Origin of the sequence: Paenibacillus sp. FSL R5-0345 (genome assembly GCF_000758585.1) — a bacterium.
Classification (GTDB): domain Bacteria; phylum Bacillota; class Bacilli; order Paenibacillales; family Paenibacillaceae; genus Paenibacillus_AQ.
In genome coordinates, this window is record NZ_CP009281.1 from 6,058,241 (window position 1) to 6,082,781 (window position 24,541).

Consider the following 24,541-nt stretch of genomic DNA (forward strand, 5'->3'; position numbering starts at 1 on the left):
TCCAGTTGCAAGTTTAGTGCCTCACGCATTTTCTAAATTTTCTAAATTAAGGCAACAAAAAAGCGCCATCTTTCCGGAAAAAGAGGCGCAAAATAATATTCCAGCTCAAGGTAACCACTGCCCGCATTAACGGTAGGCAACTTCAGAGAACATGTTCGTCACTTTATACCAGAGCCAACTTACTGCTTGGTCTATGCTTTTGACTTGCCCAGAAATATGAGCCGTTGAAGCCTGATACAAAGAGCCGTCAATAACTGTTACGTTACCGTTCACTTCCCCATATACCTGTGCTTTACCATTCTCTATGGTAAGGTCACCGGTAATAATCTTGCCGGAAGGTACGATTACAGTATCCCCTTTGATGACCACTTGATCCAGATCTACTCCTCTAACTACAAGTTGTCTATCTGGACTCCAAAAAGTTACGGTGCTCATTAGCATTACGACAAGAAACAGAGATGCCGCTGTAAGTGCAGGGTGCCTCTTGATCCAGGTAATGAAAGCTTTTTCTTTCTTGGACTTTGGCAATGAACTCATTATCCGGCTCACAAGATCATCTGAGGCGACGGGATTCTGATGCATAAGGGAGAACATCAACATATCTGTCTGTTCTAATTCTTTAAACTTTGCACGGCAATCTGGACAGGATAGAAGATGCTCCTTCAATTCCCTCTGCTGCTGTTCGGGCAAGTCGTCATCCAAGTAATCGTGCATCATAGAGACGGCCAGTTTGCATTCCATAGGAGCCAATCCTTTCATGAGTGCTATTTAATTATCCTAAGACAAAGGGTCAGGACACATAAGACTTGCTTAACTTACATACGTTGCTCTTCAAAAGATGTTTCATAAAAAAAATCAATTATTACATTTTCGGGCCTAATTTTTTACGCAAAAATTCACGACCGCGGTGAACGCGCGTTTTAATCGTGGTAACAGGCATGTCGAGCACATCACTGATCTCCTGAAGTGATAAATCCTGCAGGTATCTAAGAATCATCACAGACCTGTATTTCACAGGCAGACTGTCAATCGCCTCATAGATTAGCCCCTGCGTCTCAGAGAGCAGTAATTCCGTCTCAGGTGTCACATTATCACTTGGAATCAATGAATAGCCGTCAAGGCCCTCCTGATCGTTCATTTCTGCATCGAGCGAATAGGTTGGTTTCCGTTTACGTAATCTATCAATACAGAGGTTCGTTCCAATCCGGTAAATCCAGGTAGAGAACTTCTGTTTATCATCATACCGATCCAAGTTTCTATATACACGCAAAAAAGTCTCCTGAACAATATCCTCCGCCTCATGGCGATTGTTCAGCATCCGGTACGCCAGATGATATATTTTGTCTTTATATAGTTCCACAAGCTCGGCAAATGCCCTTTGGTCGCCTTTTAAGGCGAGCTTTGTCAATCTGCCTTCCAAATTCTCCACCTGTTAACTCCCCCAGACTTGCCGCCCTTGGTATTTATTTTGAAATATCCACGGTACAAGCAATTAAATCGTAATTCAAGTTTGTATAAAAATCAAGGATTGTATTGTAACCTCCTCTGTAAACTGAGTTAATTTCTAGGAATAATAGATAGGGTGAATCCAATGACATTCCTAAGAATGTTGGACTTTCGGTCGCTGTTATCCTCTGATTTCCTGATTATAAACCGCATATAGCGGTCGAAATCTGAGGATAGCATATGCTTACGATGCTAGCTTTCCTATGGAAAGCTTTCGGGCTATCGCATTCGCTCCTACAGTTCCAAAATCCTTCTCCATGCCCACTTTCACCAGAATTTATTATTCTTATCAATTACCTCTGACCACATCTCGGTTACTTGGTAGGAAAAAAATTCATATTCGTCATTTCTCCGAGATATTTCTTCAAGAAAATCCTACACAATATACAGTTTATGAGCATAACAACTCGTACTAGAGCACAAAAAGTCCGCCCCAATAAAGGGCGGACTTTTTGTGTTAAGACTATATCAGCCGGTATTTCGAAGACCGGCGGCAATGCCATTGATAGTAAGCAATACTTCGCGAAGCAATTCGCTATCGTCTCCATCGACTTCACGGAGCGCTCTAAGCTCAGATAGCAATTGAACCTGCAGATAACTAAGTGGATCAACGTAAGGATTGCGGAGTCTAATCGACTCCTGAATCACAGGGACGTTATCCAAGATATCCTGCTGCCCAGTAATCTTCAGGATCAGCTCAGAGGTCAGTTTGAATTCATCTTCAATCTGGCCGAAGATCCGTTGACGTGCTTCCTCGTTCTTGCCCATGCTGGCGTATTCCTTAGCAATGATCAAGTCCGCTTTTGAAATAGCCATTTGCAGCGTATCTATCAGTGTAGTAAAGAATGAGAAGTTCTCATACATATGCTGCATTATCTTCAGATTCTCTTCCTTACCCTCATAGAAACTCTGCAGTCCGGTTCCAGCAGCATACCACGCTGGAAGCAAATAACGGCTTTGTGTCCACGCAAATACCCACGGAATTGCACGCAAGTCTTCAAAGCGGTCACTGTTCTTCCGTTTGGAAGGGCGTGAACCAATATTAAGCTCTCCAACCTCAGGCAGAGGTGTGGATTCTTTGAAATAAGTCAAGAAGTCCGGATCACGGAATATCAAATCCTGATATTTGTGAAGCGAAACTTCAGAGATACGGGCAACAATCTCTTCCCACTTCTCTTCATATAAATCCGCTTGTGGAATTCTCGCATTGATCGCTGCAGTCACAAGCGCAGATGTCGCTTGCTCTAGACTGCGGTAAGCAATCCCTTGCATCGAATAACGGGAGGAGATAACTTCTCCCTGCTCGGTGATCTTAATGCCTCCGCCAATCGTCGAGGCTGGCTGAGCTAGAATGCTGCGGTTAAGCGGCATGCCGCCACGGCCGAGCGCTCCACCACGACCGTGGAAGAACTTCAGCTTGATTCCGAACTTATCGGCTGTAGCTGTAATCTCTTTCAGAGCAACACGCAGTTCATAGTTAGCGGTAACCACGCCGCCATCTTTGTTACTATCTGAATATCCAAGCATGATTTCCTGCAAATCATTCATTGCTCTTACTGCATCGCGGTAGATAGGCATGCTGAGCAATCTATTCATAATTTGTGGTGCTTCATGCAAATCATCAATCGTTTCAAAAAGTGGCACTGCTTGCAGCGTACATACGACTGTACCGTCATTATCTTTGCGGAATAGTCCTACCTCTTTGGAGAAGACCATAACCTCCAGAATATCGCTTGCCGCTTCTGCCATACTGATCAGATAACTAGTGATACATTGTTTGCCGTACTCTTCTTGCGAAGCGAAGATCGTCCGGTACACTGCAAGACATTCCTCTGTACCCTCACTATAAGTCTGATAAGAAGAAGTGATTGGACGTGGATCATTCAACAGCTTCTCCAGTAGCTCAATCTTCTCATCTTCAGACAGTTTGGAGTAATCCGGCGTAATGTTCATTTTCGCCAGAATTTCAGTCATAGCATTCTCATGTTCTTGACTGTGCTGACGCACATCAAGTGTCGCCGTATGGAAACCGAACAGCTCCACTTGGCGGATCAATTTCTTAATATAAGTGTCGGCCACATAATCGGCATAGTGATGCCGTAAGCTGCGGTCAATCACGTTCAAATCATGGATAAACTCTTCAGGTGTAGAATAACGCTCAAGAGTATCTTTTTTCTCATCATCCAGAACATTTTGTGTCTTGGAGATCATATAACTAAGCTTAATACGGTAAGGTTCATTGTCATTGCGCCATTCTTCCATCTTGCCGAGATTGATGATCTCACGATCAGCTTCGATGGATTCAATGAGCTCCGGCGTTACCTTAACAATACTAGTGCTAAAGCTTAGATATTTCATGAGTTCACGCATAATCCGCTGATATTCCCGAATCGCCAGCTTACGCTGCATACGCAAAGTCTGTGAGGTAACTGTTGAAGTTACCGAAGGGTTACCATCGCGGTCTCCACCAATCCATGAACCAAAACGCAAGTAGGTTGGTACATGCCAGTTCTGTCCTGGGTAGTATTTACTCAGACAACGTTCAAGTTCTTGATAAACGTCCGGCAATACATGGAAAATCGTCTCGTGGAAATAGTACATCCCATTGCGCACTTCATCGAGTACTGTTGGCTTGCGGTCACGCAGTTCATCCGTTTGCCATAACGTAATCACTTCATTTAATAACTTCTCACGGAGCTGTTCACGCTCCCGGAAGGTTAAAGTAGGGTTATCCAGACCCATAACATCATCAGATATCCGCTTATGAATATCGAGAATAGCACGGCGCATAGCTTCCGTAGGATGTGCCGTCATTACAAGTTCCAGAGATAATCCTGCAATAATCTCGTTAACTTCCTCATGAGAGAAATCACGTTCACGAAGCTCTTTAATTGCGCTTTCTATAGAACCGGGTTGGACTGTCTCCCCAGCTGAACGTTCATAGTCACGTTTGCGGCGAATCCGATGGTTCTGTTCGGCAATATTCACGAGCTGAAAATAAATGGCGAACGCTCTTATTACCTGATGACGGTTCTCTGGATCCAAAGAATTGATTAACTCCTTAAATTCACTGTGCAGTTCAGGTAAAAATAGTGAGCGCAGCGATTTACTGGTTTCGCGAATTTTCTCCACGATCTCTAGTAGTTCGTTACCGCCTTGGTGAACCAAGACCTCTCCTAAAATGTTCCCCAAGAACCGTACGTCCCGTCGCAGCAGATTGTTAGAGTTGCTTTTGCTGACGGTAGTCGTAAGTTCGGTCATGCTGCTCCCCCCATTCTCTTCCGGATCAATGTGTTAATTATTGTCTGTCTAAATATCTTCTATTAAAGCTTTCCTCATATCATACAATAAAACCGCGTGAAAATCTCCAACTTTTTTGTGCTGTAAAGCGACACAGTAATTAAGATTATACACCAATTTCTCAATTTATACAGTCCTTATATTTTATGTATTCTTTCTTATATATAATGGCTCTAGAATGCCTTCAGTATGTGTATTTAAATACGGAGTGTTCGAATCTGATCGATGAACAGGCCAATAAGCGGAGAATAATGACGATCGCGGTTATACGAATAATAAATATGTCTTTGAAAATTATAATCTGGAATGGTGCGCATTAGCAATCTTCCTCTGGCCACCTCGTCCTCCACAGCAAGCCGCGAGATAAACGAAACATACTTTCCACTCATAAGTGATTGCTTTATGGCCTCCAGTGAATCCAGCAGAATATAGGTTCTGGGTTCATTCCCTTCACGCTCAAACCATTTATCCGTCAGTTGGCGTGTACTTGATTCCTTGTCATGTAATATAAAACTCGCTGAAGCAATCATAGCCGGGTTTAAATTAGAAAATGCGGCAAATTCGTGAGATGGCGCAAAAACAAGTACAAGCTCGTCTTCACACAAAGCTTGAGTATGCAGATCAGGCAAATAAAAAGATTCCGTAGACAAAATACCAAGGTCAATCTCATGACTAGCCAGCATTTCTTTGATTACAGGGGAAGGCTTAACCGATAAAGAGATCGTAATCCCCGGATGTTGTTCTCCAAACAGCCCTAATATTTTTGGGAGAATATAAGTAGCTGGAACGTAACTGGCACCAATCTTAAGCGTTCCTCGCCCCGCCTGACTGAACTCTTTTACAACCCTCTCCGCTTCTGCAGCTAGTGCATTGATTTTAGTCGCATAATGAAGAAACGCTTTCCCACTCTCCGTAAGAATCATTTTATCCATTCTGGATTCAAATAACTTCTCCCCCAATTGCTGCTCTAAATTCTTCAAATGATACGTAACGGTGGGCTGCTTCAGTCCAAGTTTATCGGCCACTGTGGTTATTTTTTTATGTTTATTTAGCAGTTCTACGATTTCCAGCTTGATTAAATTAAGGTTCATTATCATCCACTCCCTTGCCTATTCCCTAAACGGTACCATAGAAGAATTCTATGAATGTTAAAATAAATCGGCAAAAAAGTTAATATCACAGTTACATTCAGCAAATATAGCGGGAATTCTTTACCTTTACACTAAGAACAAGCTTAAGAACAGGCAGGTAGATAGAGATGAAGGAAATTACAATCCACAGATTGGAAAAGAAATTCGGAGATGTGCATGCCTTGAAGGCTGCAGATCTGAAGATTCCCGCTGGAAGCTTTACGACATTACTCGGTCCTTCAGGTTGTGGAAAGACGACACTACTCCGTCTGATTGCTGGGCTAGAAACACCGGATGCGGGAGAAATTCTAATGGATGACGAGTTTATTTTCTCAGGGAACAAAAGAATTAGCCGCCCTATCCATAGCCGAAACTTTGGGATGGTCTTTCAAGATTTCGCGCTCTGGCCGCATCTAACTGTCTTCGAGAATGTCGCCTTCGGACTTCGTGCCTCTAAGCAGAAAAAGGATTTACGGATTAGGGTTCAACAAGCCCTTCGTTCCGTAAAGCTGGAAGGACTGGAGCTACGCTTTCCCCATCAGCTATCCGGCGGACAACAGCAACGGGTTGCTTTTGCCAGAGCAGTAGTTACTAGACCCCAGCTCGTATTGTTCGATGAGCCGCTAAGTGCACTGGATGCGGTCTTGCGAGATGAAATGAGGCTGGAGTTAACCTCCTTGGTGAGGAACATGGGCATTACTGCTCTATACGTCACCCATGATCAAACCGAGGCGATGTCTATGTCAGATGAAGTGGTCGTGATGCAAGGCGGAACTATTTTACAAACAGGTTCACCTGAGGAGATTTATCAGAAACCAAATCATCCTTTTGTAGCCCATTTTATTGGAAAATCCAACTGGATCGTTCCCGATAAGCAAATGCTTCGTCCGGAACATTTACGTTGGTCTCAGGAGGATGCTTCCTCTCTTCCTTTTACGGGGACGATTCGGCATGTGAGCTATATGGGTGATCGCTATGAGGTCATTCTGGACATGGAGAACCGAACTACTTGGACCGCTTATCATGATCAACGTCTACCTGTTGGAGAAACGATCCAGGTCTACGCTTCTGAGCACCAGATCCATCATCTGAATTAAGCGTCCACTGCATGGAATAGCTCGTATGATGCTGTTCCATGCAGCAAGATGCAAAAAATATTAGGGAGGCATTCACATTGAAACCAATGAACAACACTAAAGGACTTAGCACACTTCTTCTAACAACTATAATCGGAGCAAGTCTTGCCGGCTGTAGCTCTACTAACACGCCTGCAGCTAACGCAAGCAATCCAACCTCAAACGCTAACACTACAACTCAAACTGAAGCACCACAACCAACAGAGAAAGCTCTAAGTGGCAATCTTATCGTCTACAGTGCAGGTCCAGAAGGTCTAGCCAATAAAATTAAGGAAGGATTTGAAGCCAAAACCGGCGTTAAGGTCGAAATGTTCCAAGGCACTACAGGAAAAATATTAGCGCGTATGGAAGCAGAAAAGTCTAATCCGGTAGTCGATGTTGTCGTTCTTGCCTCCCTTCCGTCTATGCAAGGGATGAAGAACGATGGATTATTACTTCCATATAAAGAAGCAGTGAATGCAGATAAACTCGTAAGCGATTGGTCAGACACTGCAGATGGAAACTATTTCAGCTATAGCGCATCCGCATTGGGGATTGTCTACAATACAAAAAAAGTTAGTACACCTCCGACTTCATGGGATGACCTAACCAAAGCGGAATGGAAAGGAACCGTCAATATTCCAGACCCTTCGCTTTCTGGTTCGGCTCTAGATTTCGTAACTGGATATTTAAGCGCTAAAGGGGACAGCGGCTGGGATCTTTTTAAACAATACAAAAGCAATGGTGTAGCGATGGCGGGAGCCAATCAAGAGGCACTTGATCCAGTTATTACCGGCGCTAAATCCGTCGTTGCTTCAGGTGTAGATTATATGGCTTATAAGGCAAAAGCTGACGGTGAGCCTGTAGATATCGTCTACCCTGCTGAAGGAACAGTGATCAGCCCTCGTCCGGCTGCGATTATTAAGACAAGCCCAAATGTAGATAATGCTAAGGCTTTTATCGACTATCTCCTATCTGATGAAGCTCAAGCGCTAGTTGCTAAAGCCTACTTATTGCCAGGCAGAACCGACGTGAAAGCAGAGAATCGTGCGAATCTCGATGAAATTAAGACATTTGATGTGAAATGGGAATGGATGAACGAGCACAGCGATGAAGTTTCCTCGACCTTCACACAAATTTTTAAATAAGCGTAATGAATATTAACTCTTTACGCTCATTTAAATGGGTGAGCGGCGGACTTGCTTTATTTATACTGACAGTGCTTGTACTGCTGCCACTCCTGCTCATTTTTTGGACCAGTATCTATCCTAATGAGCAGTTAGATATAGCCGCGCCACTACGAACCATTATGAGTAGTCATGATCTGGTTGAGGTACTGCTGAATTCTATCGGGCTCGGGGTAAGCGTTATTCTACTAACTACGCTATTTGCACTACCTCTGGCCTGGATTATGGCTAAAACGGACTTAGGGCATCATAACTGGCTGGATGTTGTGCTGCTTATCCCGTTTATGACTCCACCATACATTGGTTCAATGGGTTGGATGTTGTTTATGCAGACAGGCGGGTATATGGAACAGTTTCTGCCCACATCCTCCGTGCTGACTCCATTTTTCTTTAGCTATGGAGGGATGGTGCTGATCATGAGCCTGCATCTCTTCCCATTCCTATATTTGCTGCTGCGCAATGCGCTTTTGCAGATTGGGGGCAATCTGGAGGAAGCAGCCTCTGTTCATGGCGCTCCGTTCTTTTACAGATTTAAAAGAGTAATCATTCCCTTGCTGTTATCCAGCTATGGGCTTGGAGCTCTTCTCATCTTCGTCAAAACGATTGCCGAATTCGGTACCCCTGCGACCTTTGGTCGTAGGATCGGATTTTACGTTCTGACCTCTGAGATTCATAAGTATATCTCTAGTTGGCCAATAGATTTTGGAAAAGCTACTTCACTAGCTTCCTTGCTGCTCGGAGTTTGTCTCGTCATGTGGTACATCCAGACTCTAATAAGCAGCCGCTTCTCTTATCGCTTAATAGGCGGAAAAGGGACGCGTACCAAACGTTATAGAAGTACGGGAATTGTAGGGGTCCTTAGTTGGGGGTATGTCGTTCTATTACTGCTATCATCCATCGGCATTCCATATTTCTCAATCATAACAGCCTCATTATTAAAGCTGCGAGGAGAAGGCGTATCTTGGAGCAATTTAACCTTAAAGCATTATGCAGAGCTGCTATCACCGGGTTCTCAAGGTCTTGAGGCCTTATTGAATAGCTTCACATTAGCCATCGTTGCTTCCAGTATCGCGGTTATTCTTGGGACTTGGTTTGCCTTAACTGTAGGAAAAGGAGCTACATTCAAGCAGAAAATTACAGATCTATTCAGTCTACTCCCCAATACAGTTCCTGGAATTGTAATTGTAGTAGGGCTAATCCTGCTATGGAATGCTCGCTGGATGCCTATTCCGCTCTATAATACCTACTGGATGGTTGTGCTAACCTACGTTGTACTATTCATCCCCTATACTGTTCAGTATGTAAAAGCGAGCTATGGGCAGATCGATTCTTCCCTTATGCAAGCGGGACAAGTATTCGGAGGAAGCAAGCTTTATGTGTTCCGCCGTATCCTGCTCCCTCTCATCCTTCCGGGGATGGTGGCTGGATGGATGATGACCTTCACCATTTCCAATCGGGAACTGGTAGCCTCCTTACTCATTCTTCCACCTTCAATGCAGACCTCGGCAACCTATATTTTTGCCCAGTTTGAACAAGGTGCAGTGGCGATGGGGATGGCCATGGCAGTAATCTCTGTCGGCGTTACTACTATATTACTACTAGTATTAGAATATTTAAGCCCAGATAGAAAGCGGAGACAACGATGAGCACACTAACGATTTGGGGAGGGGCCGGAGAGCATGGCCGTTCCTCCTATCTTTTGCAGAACAAAGATGGGCAATCTGGTATCCTACTCGATTGTGGTGTCAAAAAAGAAGGCCCAGGTGAATACCCCCTGCTAGACACAGACATCATCCCACATTTGCAGGCCGTGTTTCTGTCCCATGCGCATGAGGATCATTCCATAGCACTTCCCCTACTATATAAGTACGGATATTCAGGTAAGGTATGGACAACGAAAGCTACCGTTAAACAGCTTCCCGATTACTTCGAAGCATGGGATAAATACGTGGCAGCTCAGTCTGTATCACTACCTTACGAAGAAATAGATAAACAATCTATTGAGTTCATGTATTTAGAGGAGCATATCCCCCCTCAGACTTGGCTGAGGATTGCCCCTAATCTTCGAGTACAATGGGGGCGAAGCGGACATTTAGCAGGTTCGGTCTGGCTGATCCTCGAATGGGACGGAACAGTCGTATTTTTCTCAGGGGATTATACGAAGGAGTCGCTGCTGCTCATGGCAGATTCACCAACGATCATGGAAGCCGGAGCTAAAGATGCCGTCGATCTATCTATTATCGATGCCGCATACGGCGCGGATCCTGATGAGCAGCTTGTAAAGTTACAGCAATTAGAGTCAGCGATCTGTAACACGCTGCAAAAAGGGGGGGCAATCCTACTTCCGGTGCCTATCCATGGCAGAAGCCAGGAATTAATCGTATGGGCAAGCGAGTGTTTCCCGGATGATCAGCTGATCGTCGAAGAAGAGCTCATAGCACCTTTAAGAGGTTTGAGCGATAAGACCGAATGGCTGAAAGAGGGCGCTATTCAGCGCGTTGATATGCTTCTTAATAGAAAGAACTTGTGCATTGTATCTAATTCAGAGGAACGTGCAAAGGCACTGTTGAATCTCAAGAGCTCAATCGTGTTTACCAATGACGGAATGATGCAGTCGGCAAAAGCACAAGCGTACTTTCATCAGCTCTCTGCTTCTCCTGACAACCATGTGATTTTCACGGGACATTTGGCGGCAGGTAGTTTCGGGCACCGTCTCGTTAAAGGGTCCTTGGGAGAAGAATCTAGCAACACGAGATGTACAATCTCATTAATTCGCTATAAAGTCCACCAAGGCTTACCGGACATTCGAGAAATGCTCCAAACGGTTCCCAGCCGCCGGTCGGTGCTCGTTCATGCTCCCAAATCACATATTGATCATGTCACTTCTATATTAGAAGGAGAAGGTTTTGCAGGGCTGTACTCTTTGCTGCCTGGAAGTACGCTTTCGTTCTAAAGTTTAACTATGTAGTCTCGTTAGGAGAAAATAGGGCTCTTCCTTAGGTCTATTCAGACGTTTTGGAACAGCCCTTTTTTATGATTCGTACCTATTATCCATTTACTCTTTCGTCATCCCCGGGCGATCCTTAAATGCTAGCTCAAACAACCCCGTCGCAGATAAACCAGCCAGACCTCCAGCCCAAAGGCGAAGAACGATATCCAGTTGAGTAAAAGGATACGCTGCCGCTCCGATGAGCAAGCCTATCAATAGTCCGATGACAGGGACTGCATTACGGGGGATGTTGATACTATTTTTGACCAATTGAACCAGCGCCAGTACGAATACAGCTAATATAGAGGCAAACGCCATAACATCATCTAAAATCTCTCTAGTTTCCATGATAGATACCTCCTTAGTGAGTACTTTTAATCTCAACTGTCCTAGTGGCGGAATTATAACCTACTTGTGCGCCTAGCGCTTCTGCAATAATACGAACGGGAACGTAGGTAATGCCTTTTTCAAGCACTCCATCTGCAACCTTAACTCCGTTAACCTTTACGACAGCTATTGCGTCACCCTTCAATGTTTCCTCCTCCTTCCGATTGATGATTTTGTACGCTGCCTCCACTGCGGATGTTGAGGGCTTTGCCCCTGCTCGTAACTGAGTGAGCGTTAACCCAAACGCCATTTGAAAATGGGGGTAATCCTTAAAGCTAGTCCAATCGCCACCCCATTCGAATCCAAGTGCTTTAGCCTCTTTTACAACCTCCTGCCAATCTATAATCTGATTGTTATTCCCGTCCAGTCGCATATCCCATGACACACTCGATCCATTCGGCAGCAAAAGAGCAAAATCTACGGCTAGTCCAAAATTGTGGTAGCTATACCCGCCACGCGCATTGGTGACAATCGCTCCAGGCTTAGTGCGTCCTTGTGCGTAAAGAGCATCCTGCTCGGCAATTGTGCGAAGACCCTGCGTAATGAGAATGGGGATGTTGAGTTTGTAACAGCGCTCGATTAGAGCAGTAGCAGCGGAACGGACTACGGGGTGTAGGTTGGTTAGACGTGAGGTCGATTTATTTTCCACCTGAATTAGTGTCAGCATGTTGATCCTCTTCTCTGTCTATCTTTTTCAAATAAATGAATTGATCGTATCTCCCGGAACGCGTCATTGATGCCAAAATAATGATGCCGATTGTTGTACCGAATTGAGCAATAGCCCAGCTATAGTTCAGCCAAATTAGCCATGCTGCTGTGTCCACTCCTAGTAATCCTGCCAAACGGAATAGTAGAATTACAAGCATATTGAACGTATAGGCCATTAAGAAAAAAAGCATAGCCAGCATAAACACGCTGACCACACCTTTTTGGAGTCGTTCGTAAAAATATTGCCTGTGGCGATAAATGATGTATAATCCGCAAGCTGCAGTAGTGCTATATAGCAACAATAATAAAAAATCAATCATGTGCATCATGATCCCCTCGATCATAAACTAAATATTTGGCGAATCGGTTGCGATCAATCTCCTCCTGAATTTCCTGGGAGACATTTCTATAATGACTTATGGTCAGTGTAACGCTGGTAGAGGCTCTGCGGAGCTCCATCTCTTTATCAACATGCCGGGGGAGAAGCAGCCGCCGAATCCATTGTGACAGCATTCCTAACTCCCCCTGTCTTCCGTATGGTCAATCTTCAGTTTCTTTAAGACGTCCAGTGTGGGCTGCATAAACTCTGAGCGCTCCTTATCCAAAATCGCTTGCAGACGATCCCGATCCTCCTCTGCCCGATCCAGCATTTCTCGCGGTACAAGGTTCCCTTTGACAATCGCACGCAATAACACCATCAGCACGATCATCAAAATGAAAGCAACAATATAAGCCAGCCCATACTTATCCGCCAATGGCAGCAGCTTCTCCAATTGCGCAATATCCCCTTCGCCCATTCGTCCGCTCCTTTCTGTAATGATGTTGATGCGTAAGCAGCCCCCGGGGTACCGAGGGCACAAAAAAACACGCTCCTGTTTGAATGCGTGCAAGTTATATAGCTGATGATTGCTCAGAAGAATTATGTTCAACAAATGGTATATCTGATCGTTTTTCGATAATCTGCACCTTTACCAAAATCTCATTATCCGGCTGCATGTTATAGGAAGAAATGATATCCTCTATCGGACCTTCCTCACGATCATAACGAGTGATGCAGGCATTAGTCATCAGCCGGATTTTGGCTGCGGTAAGTGAATCCATAGTCATGATTACAACTCAACTCCTTTTGGTTATATGCTGAGTAATTCAGCCATAATGACTTCGATGTCTTGTAGCCGATCTTGCAAAGCCATATTCTCTGCGCGCAGTTGCTCAACCTCGCTTAACTCTGGCGGCTTTTTGGCTTCGGCCTCTAGGTAGGCTTCCCACGCTGCTTCGAGTTCTACTTCTGTTGGTTGTGGTACGTCTAGGTTCCAGGCGGCGATGTATGGGCCTCTCTCTACAAGGTCGTAGTGTTCACCCTCGACCAGTAGGTTATAGTCAATGCCGTAACAGTAGTGTACGCCCTCTAAGGGTTCTTCTCCTTCGCCTGGCGGCTTGATCTCATATCGGACACGACCTTTTTCTTCGGCTCCCTCGTGCAATACAGGTTCAGCGCCATTGTCTTGGACGACAAAGTCACGAAATGGATTAGCGTATGGGTATAGATACATAATTGCTAGTGCTATATTCATCTTTCACCCTCCTTTATGCAATTCTTATTAAAGATACATGCGTATATTGGTCACTGGATGGTATTGAAACGTTTTGTATAGGGTTTAAATAAACTTCCATATACTGTCCCGCATCAAGACGGAGAAGTGCCGAACCGCCCAGTGAAAGACCAACTTGAATAGCATCACTTGTTTGTTCTGTTATTACGGAATTTAAAATTCCATTCACAAAGATCCCCAAAGCCCCTCTCCCCACGCCCGTGTTAGAGATAGCTACTCGAACATTCAACAAGTACACTCCTGTCTCTGGAGCTACCATTCTACTATTTGCTGCGTTCGCAGTGTTTTTAATATTGTATAGAGATAGGTTGAATAATACTTTATTCCAAACACCCGCGCTCGCGAATTGATCCGCCCCGGTGTGGCCCATTTCAGCGGTCGGGCGTGATGTGGTTGTATTATCTCCCCATGGGTTAAAAACTCCACTTGTGATGATACCATTTAATGAGCCTTCGGAAGTTATTCCTGATGGCTGTGAGCCATATTTATAGATTGAACCGCCATGACTAGCGTAAAGACCCACGCCATTCGCTTGCCCCGTGTTATTGAGTGATGTAACAATCGAAGCACTTCCGACTATTATTCCAAAGTTCCGTCCAGATACCGAAGAATTTCTAATGTCTGCGTTTTGACCTGCAATATTAATTCCCGGATAATTAGCGGTAGTTTCACAGGAGCAATTTTTAATGTCGATGTTTCCGCCGTCATACGCATTAAAACCCATTGAGGTTGTGGTATTAGCAGAAAATCCGTCTATAACAATACGATTGCACCGTTCAGCCACGAAGGAGCGGATAGTTACAGAAGTACCCATAAATTGAACATGACCACCGCCTACTTTGCCGCTTATTCTCACATCTTCGGCATAGGTTCCAGATGCAACATTTATAGATGCAGTATGATTAACAACTTGAGGAATCATGCCGATAGCCCTATTGATTGTTTTAAATGCCCCTGCTGACGTATTGGCTGAACCGTTGTTTGTGTCATTCCCATCCGTCCGCACATAATACGTAATATCAGCGGTAGTCTGCTGAGGCGTAGTAACCAACGGCGCCTTACCATTCAACTGCCCCTGGATCCCGCTAGTCACCCCATCCAAATACCCGAACTCCGTGTTCGAGACCACGCCAGTCCCAATCTTCAAGGCATCAATCCCAGCCGCAGCATTAACGTCTGCATTAACAATCACCCCAGCCGCAATAGCCGTAACTCCATCACCATTACTAGTAACATCCCCCGTGTGATTAGGATGCGAATAGTTATTCGCCCCCGTAGCAATCCCCGCCAGCTTCGTTTTCTCCGCCGTAGTGTAGTCGTTCGTAGACAGCTGTTTCCCAGTTACTTTATCAACCTTGCCATTAACGGCATTATCCAAGATGTCCATATTCCCGTTCAGATCGGCAATATCAACGATATCTGTTCCCTCGGGCTTCTTTAATCCCAAATTTCCTGTGATTTGCATGTGTCACTCTCCTATCTATAAGTTCTTAATTCGTTCCATGTTTTACTGTGAGCATTCTCCCAGGTCAAAGCCTTAACAGAGTCCCACCAGGTATAGCTGAACACAAATTCATAAGCTAAATGCGCAGGTTTTATTTCTTCGATAATTTGAATCAACCCTGCCATATTCGGAGGTATGCCCAGTGTACTCACAAAATGAATCTCAAAACGATACTCATCAGGCACTTCCTTAACTTCAACCACTCCACCTGAAAAAGCGGATGCCGTCCGCTGGATCATCTCCGGCGTTGTCGTCCCGTTTCCACGCAGCTTCGCCTTAATCATCTCTCGGCGTGTGGCATATGACTTGGATAAATCGATATTTAATCCAAGTTCAGCTTCCCAACGTCCAAGGCTCACCGTTGCCGTTTCAACAAACGCCTGATCCAGTACATCTATAGTGCCTACCTTCAGTCCACCAATTTCTAGCCCGATGGTCTCCTGAAGCTTCTCTATTTCACGGACATCCTTATAATAATCCGGCAAATACTGCATTAGATCAGGCGCCTCGACTTCATCCGGATGATTCGAATCTTCATCTGCGGAATACAATAATTCGCTGAATAAAGAGTTGCCATAGCTCATCCCCTACACCCCCTTCATTTGATTCCAGGTTAGAGGGCCTTTAGGCAGATAATCATGTGTATGCGTCGCTGGAGGAAACACTGATGGCTTCCCCTCTACCCCCGCCCAAGCTACACTATCCGCTTGTTGAGCGAAATCCACCTTGCCATTATTATTCGTATCGTAAATGCTTTTCAGCATGTCCCCGGTACTTTGTGCCGCAACTAGCAAGACATTCCCAGCAGCAGAACCGATATATAGCTTACCTGTGTCTGTACAGTAGCCAAGCTCACCAATAGCCAGTGCTCCAATCGCACTTTCCAATCCGCGGCGTATTTGAATCAATGTCTTTAAAGCCATTGTCCCGCCCCCTAGAAAGTTCCGCCATCAATACTGGCTACGGTAAGTTTATTGCCATTCGCCGCATCATAAATGATGCTACTTCCATCCACACTTACAGCTACACCGGCACCATCTACAGTGATCCCTTTTCCAGCTGTAACCGCAATCGCGTCTGCAGTGACCGTAATCCCATTGCCTGCACCAATATTCAGCGTCACAGCATCGGCCTGTCCACCACCAATCAGTCCGTTTCCAGCTGTAATGGTCTGTAATGCACCACCCGTTCGAACCCATGCGCTGCCGTTCCAGCTATAAATCTTCTGCTCATCATCAACATAAGTGGTCCAGCCTACGGCAGGAACATAAAATACCCAAGCAGCAGATTGGTACTCCACGATTTGATTCGTTTTTCCCGCCCATGCCCCAGTTGCTCCAGCTGGAATAATGTATCGATCACCCTCAACCGGACTGGCTGGTGGAGCCAGCAGGTTCTGATCTTTTACCGACGCTTGCGGTTCGATGTTATGCTTAGCCAGCTCAATTTCATTTTTAATCTTTTGTGCAGACCACAAGTCTGTAATCGTAGTCCCGGCATCATTGATTGTCCGGTGCTTGGTCACATCGTCAATGTGAGTCTTGATCTCAGCGGCAGTCTTTACATTCGTGCCATCTGATACTTTATTGATATGTCCCGCACTAATATCCGCTTTAAGCACCTTCGCGTAGGTTGCTCCATCAGCGATATCGTCAATTGTACCCGTCAGGTCACTAAGCTTCTGCGCATTCACCCGCCGCCAAGCTGCCCCATCATCAAAATATAAATATCCGCTATTCGAACCCGTAGTCACGTAATACAACCGGCCAACGGCTCCAGCAACTGGACGCGAGGCTTCTGGCCCGGACAACGCCCTTCCGACCATGGAATTAGACGTACCGTCACCAATATAAACTTCCTTTGTATCATTGCAAAAACCAAGCTCACCCGCCTTCAACACGCCATAACTCGTTAGCTCAGCCTTTGTTCCCCGCTTTATTTGTATGGTCTGTGCCATTTTACACCTCTCTTCTGAATGATCCTCCGTCAATCTGTCCCTTGTTCTTATACCGTTCTATTTCAGTTTGAACAGCAGTAAGACTTTCCTGCAAACCGTTAATATCCTCTGCTTCAACGGTATCGCCGGGGGTTTCGTAAGTCACATAAACCTCAGGCACATCGGCAAAAATCTTAATCAACCGTCGCCACGGCGCTTCATCCGGAAAAGACACCGTAAAATTACGTAGCTCGATCCCGGAATACTGTGACCCTGTGTACACTGCGATGCTCTGATTATTGATGTTGTCATGCGCAAGCGCACCACTATACATGCCATTTACAAGCGATAATCTCTCTTCAATAACATAACTGGCACCGTTTGCTTTTTTATTAAGCTTTTCTTGAAAAATATCAATTTGCTCTGGATAACCCATGCTACACCTCCAGTAAAACATTGCCGAACAACGGCACTTCTTCTTCGCTCAACATTACGTTGCCCGCTCCACTGTTCAGCTTCAGCTCACTGTAATCTGCGACTCCCTCAGTAGCTAGCAATAGTGCACCAATTACAGACTGACTAATATAGGTTGCTGAAAAAGCCTTCTCCTTGCGATAGCTCTCAAGAGTCGCCTTGAATTCTTCATTAACAGCTTGCAGCGCATAACCTGAAGCAAGGGTTACTTTTGCACTTATACTGATGCTTTTGCCCGTTGCCGACGCCACCGATACAACAGCACCTACAGGGGCTTGCCCCTCACCCTCTCCAGAGACCGGATCAATGTAATGCTGAACCTTAGTCACCAGCAGTTCAGAAGCAGGAAGTTTCTCAGCATCTACGATAATCACCTTTACCGTCTTAGGACCATTCCATAATGGAAAAACACGAGCGCCTCCTACCCCTGCAACCTGCATTGCCCACTCCATGTAGTGATATTTATTGCCGCTAGTAGCTGGGCGTCTGGCTGAATCCAAATAACGCTGGCGAAGCGATTCATCACTTTCGACGTTCTCCCCAGGGATCAGAAGAGAAGCTATTTCTCCGCGCGCGAGGTCTAAAATATAATCCACCGGCAGCAAAGAGCCAAAATATCGGTTTCCTTCTTCTCCAGCGGTTTCACTCTCCAACCGATACACTCCAGGAGATAACTTTTCCACAGCCGTATAATTCAGCATATCGAGAGAAAAACGGCTGCCGAGAGGTACATCCAGAAGTCCCCCATCCGCTTTATAAAAAATCCCCTTCAGCTGCGCCTTGCTCGCTTCACGCCTTACAATTCCTGACCAGGAGATACTTCGCTCCAAGTACTCACCGGTAGCCGTATCTGCAAAATACAGATTATTATTCACATCCAGCTCAATGTACATTTGCGCCAGCTCTGCTGCTGCCGGAGCGAGCGCGTCATAAATGATGCTGCCCTCGCGTTTATCCAGACCTGACGGAACCCGGTCCAGCATCCGTTCCATAAGAGCCTCATACGTCTGATCCTCATACATCCTCATTCCACTCCTTTCTCAGCTGAAAATTCCCATAACGTGTGACCACCTTACATTCAAAAGTTAGATTCTCCCCGTTAAAAGAAACCTCAATATTTTCTAAGCTAAGGATTCGTTCATCCTGAAGTAAGGCTTCACTAACGACACGTCTGATTTCAGCTCTGACTAACAGCAGATCCTTACCCAAAACCAGCTGCCACTCTGTTCCGTAATCCGAACTGTAAATCAGATGTTCAAATCTATCGGTTCGCAGAATTTTGGCCGCTGCCTGCTGCACTGCCTCAAGTCCATCCGCTTGGCCAGTGATCCTTTTTCTGTCCCAATCCATTCGGTAGGTTAGACTAGGGTTTTCCCCACGCTCAAGGTTGACCTCGCCTTCAAGAAGGGCAGTTATCGGTCCAGCTTTTCCAATCGCAGGAATCATATTGGACTCACCAGCCGATCCAGAACAATATAGCTTTGTCCACCCTGCATCCGAACCATCAGAACCCGATCACCAGAGGCAAGTCCTCGACGCACTACCACTTCTCTACCCTCTAGCTCGACTTTACATTCCATTACCGATTCAGGTAGCACTAGCGCATTCCCCGATAAAATAAAACGTTGATCCACCTGGATCTGTAAGGGAGCTACCTCCGTTACCGTCCCATAAGAAAAAGCCACGGGATTTGTATTTCCCACGGCTCCTAGGCTTGCTTTTTTTATAATATCCAACATCATTTCTACACCACCTTTATATCGAGGGACATCGTATGCTCCCCACCGGAAATCTTATGACTGCATTGATCCACCAGAAACACCTGAGTCTTAAATTCATCAAGCAGGACATATATGAAATTACCAGCCCTTACGCGCATATCACCAATCGCCTGTACGGAGAGACTAAGCTTTTCACGGTTGTGCATTTTTAGCAGATTATTTGCCTTCTCCTGAATTTGTGCAGCATTCGCTTTGTCATCAGCCTTCTGATACAAGTGGAGGATACCCCAGCGTTTCACATTATCCTTATCGCTAACCGGAAAGAAATCACGCTTACCAGACTTCTCATTATCCTTGTATAAAAAGATCGTGTTGTACGTATCATCATCAATACTTTTTTTGAGCGAATAGTCATACAGATAATGCCCCGCTCCCAACACCAGATTAAGCAGCATAGACTCCGGTTTTCGCAGCGTTAGCTTACCAAAATCATCGTAAAAGGCCATCAACCGCCCCTTATACTGAAGCTCACTGCCGATCGCTCCCATAATGATGTCCAGCAGCTTTTTGTCATCCTCGATTAAAGAGGGAATCCGGTACTCTGTATCCTCCAGCACACCTGTCTGCAGTCCGTAGTCTTGCGTTATTTTTTTGATAACATCATTAGCCGTAACATCCTGCAAAACATAACTGCCATTGCCCAGCAAATAACGCATCTGATCATAGGCAGTCAGCTTAATCTCCTGATCCGAGCCTGTATCAATACTGAACACAAACCCGTAGAATACATCCACATTATCTTTGCTGAACTGAATAATATCACCGTTGCTGATACCGAACTTAGGATGCTGATAGATTCCACTGTCCACAAGTGTTAACTCTAGCGTTGCCGGTTTGCCAGACCGAGCTGTTTTCCACGAAATATCCGAGACGATGCCTGAAATATCCCATAGATTACCTTCCTTATTCTTCACAAGCAGCTCCATAACATCCTCCTACGGCAGCTTAATGACCTTACCGATTGGAAGCTTCCTCAGCTCGCTATCTTTAATGCCATTAAGTTTCTGGATTTCCCAACACCTATTACCATCTCCAAGGATTTCTTTAGCGATTTTCCATAGATTATCTTTAGATTTCATGATATACGTTTTAGGTTTGGGAGTTTCGTTCGCCCGCTTCTGTTCTACCTTCACTTCATCCTTGACGACTTTAACAGCTACCGCCTGATAAAATACATACTTTTTGAGAGATAACGAATATTCAATATCCCCTGATGTACCTGCACTGAGCTTCCAAGAGAAGCTTTCAATACTCATAGCCATATTCACACCGAAATCAATCTCTATGGATTTATCCTCACTAGTCGATGAATCCTTTAACCATTTCTTGGCGTCGTTTAGCTTCCCATCCGCTTTTTTCAAGTCATCAGTATAGCTCACCCCGGAAAATACAAAACGAATAGGTCTGCGACTCGTCATCCACTTCTTAATCAGCTCCACATATTCAAAAGGTCTCTTCAACCCATCCTCTTGTACTAATACAAACGGATACCTTTGTGCCGGAAAAATACTTTCGATTGTGATCTCCGTCAGCTTCGGATAAGCAATCGTATTAATCTCACCTAGATCGATAATGGTATAGCTCTTCCCATCCCCGCTTTCCTTGATTTCCAAAGTCTCTGGATTGACTGGCAGTCGGAATGCTTCCGCCTGATTATTAAAACCAAGAAATATCCCGTACTCTTCCACGTTACGTATACACCCCCTGCGCCGTAGAGACAAACTCCTCGTTCAGCTTTTGCCCAATCTTGTTGATAATCGAATCAATGTCTCCGGCATTATTAATATTCCCGGTCGTGACCTGCACCGTCGGCGTCAGCTCTACAAAATTCTGGATCGCCTGAATCTCAGCTAACTCCCGCAGCATTTTCAGATCATCGCTGGAGATGTCTACGGTGTCGTTGATGGATCCGAGTTCATTCACACGGTTGACGGTGTTTAGATTACCCGGAGCCCCTGCATTTTGAAAAGAACCCGTAGATGAAGGTGTATTCAACGTAGGAACTGCTGGAATTTCAGGTACGGTAGGCGTTTGCAAAGGTTTTGACAAATCCCCTGGATGAGTAGTATTCCACTGATTTAATGTGTTGTTATTACTCTTATTTCCACCTACGTTCAGTTTTTCTTTAAACTTATTGATATCAAAATTTTGGATCTTTTCTGCCCCTGAATTAAAAGAAGCTCCAATGTCCATTTGCAAATCCTTTTTGAATTTACTGCTATCAACCTCTTCAATATGAAGATTGATCTCCGACTCTATACCAATAAATTTACCAACAGCTCCAACTACTTTATTTATACTATCTAGCAAAAAGTTCACGGCGCCAATAATACCATTAACAAATCCGGTCCAAAGATCGATAACAAAGCCTACGAATTCTGCAACGAGCTGTCCCAGTCCTCTGAACATATTCGCCAAAAAGTCCCTAACCGGTTGAAGTGCCGCTACTATCCCTAAAAAAGCTACTATTAGCGCAACTATAAGTCCAATTACAAGTGCAATTGGATTAGCACTCATCACAGCGTTGAAAATGCCTTGGGCTGCGGTAGCAATTCCGGTAGCAATAGATGAAATTCTAGTTGCAATTGTTGAGGCATTCATCGCGATTGCTAATGCAATAACTCCAGCAACAACACCCAAAACAATCGGCAAAACAACAGGGTTGCTAAGAACACTCCAGAGATACAATGCACCTTGTACGACCTGCGAGAATACTTGTGCAAGTATCGCCAGTCCAATCGCTATCCCATCGATAATTGGCTGAAAGCTTCCATCTGAAAATGCCTGGTTAAGAATGCCTAATAGTGGTGACAATGCCGCAAGAGCACCTTCTCCCATACCAGCCAGAGAGTTGTTATAGTTTCCAAGAAGAGCTTGCCATTGATTAACGGGTGAATCCATCATGGTTTGCAGCGAATCACTCGTCATACCTGACGTTGTCATAATATCGCCCAAAGTACTCAAAAAGGCTTCCATATTACCTGTTCCGGCCACTAGATCAAGTCCGCCCAGATCCTCTTTATCCACCTGAAGCATGGACGCTAAATCACTGGAATCGCCCTCAAAAGCAGAAGTAATCGCCGATGAAGTATCACCAATATCCTTTCCCTCCGGAGACATCATGCTTAGCCTTGTGGAATAATCCATTAGCTTATCTAGCTGATCTGTATTTTGAGTTTTAGGATAAAACGATAAGACACTCTCCATGGACTTGTTGACATCCTGCCCGGTATCTAGTGCTCTCTTCTTGAATTTATCAAACATAGCCGTACCAACATCAGCATTTCCGGTTTTGACTTTAAAAAGATCTTCCCACTTTTGCTGTTCGGCCGCAGGCGCAAGCACCTTTTCCATAACTCCTTTAACTTTATCCAGCACACCCTTGGCTTTCCCAAAAGCACCTGTAATCTTTTCCCAAGTGCCCGCCTGCTGTTCAGCACCTGCTGCTCCTTGTTCTGCCGCATCGTTCAGTCTCTCCTGAGCTTGTACTGCGCCTCCAATAGAAGCTTGAATTCTGGTATAAGCTGCACTGTAATTGTTAGTGATGTTGTACACGGGTTTATTGACTATTTTCATACTTATTCGGTTTAAAGTTGCGGAAAAGGAATTTGAAATATTTGCAGAAACCTGAGTTGTAATTTGATTGGTTATATCATTGATCCATTGGTTGGAGACTTGCTGGATTCCAGCTATATTGTTTTGCATACCTGCCATTCATTCACCCCCTATCTCTTCCTCGCCTTACTCCGTGCCTGATCCCGCTTCTCCTTCTCCACCCGAACAGCGATCATCGCATAAATTGCGGCTCGTTCACGTGAGGACAGCTTCATTAGCTCATGCGGTAAAATATGAAGCTCGTGGAGGGCGTAGTAAGCTAAGTTAGCTTCGCTGTCGCCCTCGTTGATTAGTTTTTTACTTCATCCACCAGCTCGTTCATATCTGTACCGAAGCCATTCAAGGCCTGTACCCGTTCACCCAGCGCGGCGAATTCACCTGGGAGCAGCATTTTACGCAGCAACGTCTCAGCACCAAGAACACCATAAGAACGTTGTAACTCGGCATTTTTCAGATCTGGATGCACCACACTTGAAGTCATCAGCTTAGCCATATAATCATTCGGTTCAATCTCGGAGGTATACACTCCGTTCTTACCTTTGACCTTACGAGTAGCTGCTTTACGGCATTCCTGATTCTCATCCTCGTTCATACTGCGTAGCTTCCAGGCAACTGCGTTCCCTTCCTTATCCTTAAAACGCTGCGATACCACAAACTCCTCGGTCGTGTCACATGCTACATTTTGCGCAAAAAACAAACTTAATTCACTCATTGTCTTCCTCCTAAAATGATTTAGTTTCTTCTAGTACTACTAACTAGACAGAGAAGAGACCCGCCGCTCACCTGCACGCCCGGGCCTTACTTGCTCCTATCTAGTTGTCTTTATTATTTTCCTGAGCCGGCCGGAGCGCCAAAAGCTTGCACAATCTGCACGTCTTCAAAGGTAAAGCTCACTTCTTCTTCCAGCGCATCTGATTCTGTATCAAGAGAAGCCATGATGACACTATCAAGGTTCACGCCTTTTAAAATAATACGTTGTGCTCCCACACTGGACGATGGGTCTTCGTTCGTAACCTCAATATCGAAATACTGATCGACACCTGTGTTCATATAATCAAGCATCATCTGGCGGAAACGGCTAGTCATATAAAAAATCGTCATCGAACCGCTGCCCGACCATCCAGTCGCTTTATGCTGAACACCACGTCGGCCGAGTGTCTTCACTTCCGCCTTTGTTTTTTCTACCGTTGCTTCAAGCGTCTTCACATAGAACATCTCTTCAGTTTGCGTGCCAATCACCGCATACGCACGGCCCTCCTGGCCGGAAATCGTATCGCTAGCTTTTAAAAATGCCAT

At 45.0% G+C, this 24,541-nt stretch carries 28 protein-coding genes; 4 read left to right on the plus strand and 24 right to left on the minus strand.

The genetic code is table 11. The features are described 5' to 3' along the window. Positions 1–126: 126 nt before the first annotated feature. The 4 genes from R50345_RS26680 to R50345_RS26695 all read right to left on the minus strand — a co-directional run bounded on the left by R50345_RS26680 (position 127) and on the right by R50345_RS26695 (position 5,897). Positions 127–741: a zf-HC2 domain-containing protein gene (locus tag R50345_RS26680; protein ID WP_042131175.1), complete on the minus strand. Its 615-nt coding sequence runs from the start codon at positions 739–741 to the stop codon at positions 127–129. 121 nt (positions 742–862) lie between these two features. Then, on the minus strand, positions 863–1,429 hold the full coding sequence (gene sigW / locus R50345_RS26685) for an RNA polymerase sigma factor SigW (RefSeq protein ID WP_036681288.1): 567 nt from the start codon (positions 1,427–1,429) through the stop codon (positions 863–865). Between the two features lie 545 nt (positions 1,430–1,974). Continuing rightward, positions 1,975–4,767 carry a phosphoenolpyruvate carboxylase gene (ppc, locus tag R50345_RS26690; protein WP_042131176.1) on the minus strand — a complete coding sequence of 931 codons (2,793 nt, stop codon included), beginning with the start codon at positions 4,765–4,767 and terminating at the stop codon, positions 1,975–1,977. A gap of 236 nt (positions 4,768–5,003) precedes the next feature. After that, on the minus strand, positions 5,004–5,897 hold the full coding sequence (locus tag R50345_RS26695) for a LysR family transcriptional regulator (protein ID WP_042131177.1): 894 nt from the start codon (positions 5,895–5,897) through the stop codon (positions 5,004–5,006). Between the two features lie 167 nt (positions 5,898–6,064). Between R50345_RS26695 and R50345_RS26700 the strand changes: the two genes are divergently transcribed. From R50345_RS26700 to R50345_RS26715, 4 genes are all read left to right on the plus strand, one after another. Further along, positions 6,065–7,033, plus strand: a complete 969-nt coding sequence (locus tag R50345_RS26700) for an ABC transporter ATP-binding protein (RefSeq protein ID WP_042131178.1) — start codon at positions 6,065–6,067, stop codon at positions 7,031–7,033. Between the two features lie 86 nt (positions 7,034–7,119). After that, positions 7,120–8,199, plus strand: a complete 1,080-nt coding sequence (locus tag R50345_RS26705; RefSeq protein WP_042132512.1) for an ABC transporter substrate-binding protein — start codon at positions 7,120–7,122, stop codon at positions 8,197–8,199. A 5-nt stretch (positions 8,200–8,204) separates the two neighbouring features. Further along, on the plus strand, positions 8,205–9,884 hold the full coding sequence (locus tag R50345_RS26710; RefSeq protein ID WP_042131179.1) for an ABC transporter permease: 1,680 nt from the start codon (positions 8,205–8,207) through the stop codon (positions 9,882–9,884). After that, on the plus strand, positions 9,881–11,191 hold the full coding sequence (locus R50345_RS26715) for an MBL fold metallo-hydrolase (RefSeq protein WP_042131180.1): 1,311 nt from the start codon (positions 9,881–9,883) through the stop codon (positions 11,189–11,191). The genes R50345_RS26710 and R50345_RS26715 overlap by 4 nt, the downstream gene beginning before the upstream one ends. Before the next feature lie 102 nt (positions 11,192–11,293). On the opposite strand, the gene R50345_RS26720 is transcribed toward R50345_RS26715, so the two are convergent. The 20 genes from R50345_RS26720 to R50345_RS26815 form a co-directional block, all read right to left on the minus strand. After that, positions 11,294–11,575, minus strand: coding sequence for a holin (locus tag R50345_RS26720; protein ID WP_042131181.1), 282 nt, complete (start codon positions 11,573–11,575; stop codon positions 11,294–11,296). A gap of 13 nt (positions 11,576–11,588) precedes the next feature. Further along, positions 11,589–12,281 (minus strand): M15 family metallopeptidase, encoded by a 693-nt coding sequence (locus R50345_RS26725; protein WP_042131182.1) that lies wholly within the window; start codon positions 12,279–12,281, stop codon positions 11,589–11,591. Continuing rightward, complete coding sequence (locus tag R50345_RS26730) at positions 12,253–12,642, minus strand: hypothetical protein (RefSeq protein ID WP_042131183.1); 390 nt, start codon at positions 12,640–12,642, stop codon at positions 12,253–12,255. The genes R50345_RS26725 and R50345_RS26730 overlap by 29 nt, the downstream gene beginning before the upstream one ends. Further along, positions 12,635–12,835 (minus strand): hypothetical protein, encoded by a 201-nt coding sequence (locus tag R50345_RS26735; protein ID WP_042131184.1) that lies wholly within the window; start codon positions 12,833–12,835, stop codon positions 12,635–12,637. The genes R50345_RS26730 and R50345_RS26735 overlap by 8 nt, the downstream gene beginning before the upstream one ends. Before the next feature lie 2 nt (positions 12,836–12,837). After that, a complete protein-coding gene (locus R50345_RS26740; RefSeq protein ID WP_036681272.1) occupies positions 12,838–13,119 on the minus strand; it encodes a hypothetical protein in 282 nt (93 codons plus the stop codon). 94 nt (positions 13,120–13,213) lie between these two features. Then, positions 13,214–13,429 carry a hypothetical protein gene (locus tag R50345_RS26745; RefSeq protein WP_042131185.1) on the minus strand — a complete coding sequence of 72 codons (216 nt, stop codon included), beginning with the start codon at positions 13,427–13,429 and terminating at the stop codon, positions 13,214–13,216. Positions 13,430–13,452: 23 nt separating this feature from the next. Then, positions 13,453–13,896: an XkdW family protein gene (locus tag R50345_RS26750; protein ID WP_042131186.1), complete on the minus strand. Its 444-nt coding sequence runs from the start codon at positions 13,894–13,896 to the stop codon at positions 13,453–13,455. Positions 13,897–13,909: 13 nt separating this feature from the next. Continuing rightward, positions 13,910–15,400: a hypothetical protein gene (locus tag R50345_RS26755; protein WP_042131187.1), complete on the minus strand. Its 1,491-nt coding sequence runs from the start codon at positions 15,398–15,400 to the stop codon at positions 13,910–13,912. A gap of 11 nt (positions 15,401–15,411) precedes the next feature. Next, on the minus strand, positions 15,412–16,023 hold the full coding sequence (locus R50345_RS26760; protein ID WP_042131188.1) for a putative phage tail protein: 612 nt from the start codon (positions 16,021–16,023) through the stop codon (positions 15,412–15,414). Positions 16,024–16,026: 3 nt separating this feature from the next. Beyond that, positions 16,027–16,362, minus strand: a complete 336-nt coding sequence (locus R50345_RS26765) for a hyaluronate lyase N-terminal domain-containing protein (RefSeq protein WP_081954205.1) — start codon at positions 16,360–16,362, stop codon at positions 16,027–16,029. 11 nt (positions 16,363–16,373) lie between these two features. Then, positions 16,374–17,396, minus strand: coding sequence for a DUF2793 domain-containing protein (locus R50345_RS26770; protein ID WP_042131189.1), 1,023 nt, complete (start codon positions 17,394–17,396; stop codon positions 16,374–16,376). A gap of 1 nt (position 17,397) precedes the next feature. After that, positions 17,398–17,811, minus strand: coding sequence for a hypothetical protein (locus tag R50345_RS26775; RefSeq protein WP_042131191.1), 414 nt, complete (start codon positions 17,809–17,811; stop codon positions 17,398–17,400). Between the two features lies 1 nt (position 17,812). Beyond that, on the minus strand, positions 17,813–18,871 hold the full coding sequence (locus R50345_RS26780; protein ID WP_042131192.1) for a baseplate J/gp47 family protein: 1,059 nt from the start codon (positions 18,869–18,871) through the stop codon (positions 17,813–17,815). Continuing rightward, positions 18,864–19,295 (minus strand): DUF2634 domain-containing protein, encoded by a 432-nt coding sequence (locus R50345_RS26785; protein ID WP_042131193.1) that lies wholly within the window; start codon positions 19,293–19,295, stop codon positions 18,864–18,866. The genes R50345_RS26780 and R50345_RS26785 overlap by 8 nt, the downstream gene beginning before the upstream one ends. Continuing rightward, complete coding sequence (locus R50345_RS26790; RefSeq protein ID WP_042132514.1) at positions 19,292–19,588, minus strand: DUF2577 domain-containing protein; 297 nt, start codon at positions 19,586–19,588, stop codon at positions 19,292–19,294. Before R50345_RS26790 ends, R50345_RS26785 begins: the two co-directional genes overlap by 4 nt. A gap of 5 nt (positions 19,589–19,593) precedes the next feature. Beyond that, complete coding sequence (locus tag R50345_RS26795; protein WP_042131194.1) at positions 19,594–20,556, minus strand: XkdQ/YqbQ family protein; 963 nt, start codon at positions 20,554–20,556, stop codon at positions 19,594–19,596. Between the two features lie 9 nt (positions 20,557–20,565). After that, positions 20,566–21,318: a LysM peptidoglycan-binding domain-containing protein gene (locus R50345_RS26800; protein WP_042131195.1), complete on the minus strand. Its 753-nt coding sequence runs from the start codon at positions 21,316–21,318 to the stop codon at positions 20,566–20,568. 1 nt (position 21,319) lies between these two features. Then, positions 21,320–23,344, minus strand: a complete 2,025-nt coding sequence (locus R50345_RS26805) for a hypothetical protein (protein ID WP_042131196.1) — start codon at positions 23,342–23,344, stop codon at positions 21,320–21,322. Positions 23,345–23,534: 190 nt separating this feature from the next. Continuing rightward, positions 23,535–23,957 (minus strand): phage tail assembly chaperone, encoded by a 423-nt coding sequence (locus R50345_RS26810; protein WP_042131197.1) that lies wholly within the window; start codon positions 23,955–23,957, stop codon positions 23,535–23,537. A 113-nt stretch (positions 23,958–24,070) separates the two neighbouring features. Beyond that, entirely contained in the window at positions 24,071–24,541 is a 471-nt protein-coding gene (locus R50345_RS26815; RefSeq protein WP_042131198.1) for a phage tail tube protein, read from the minus strand.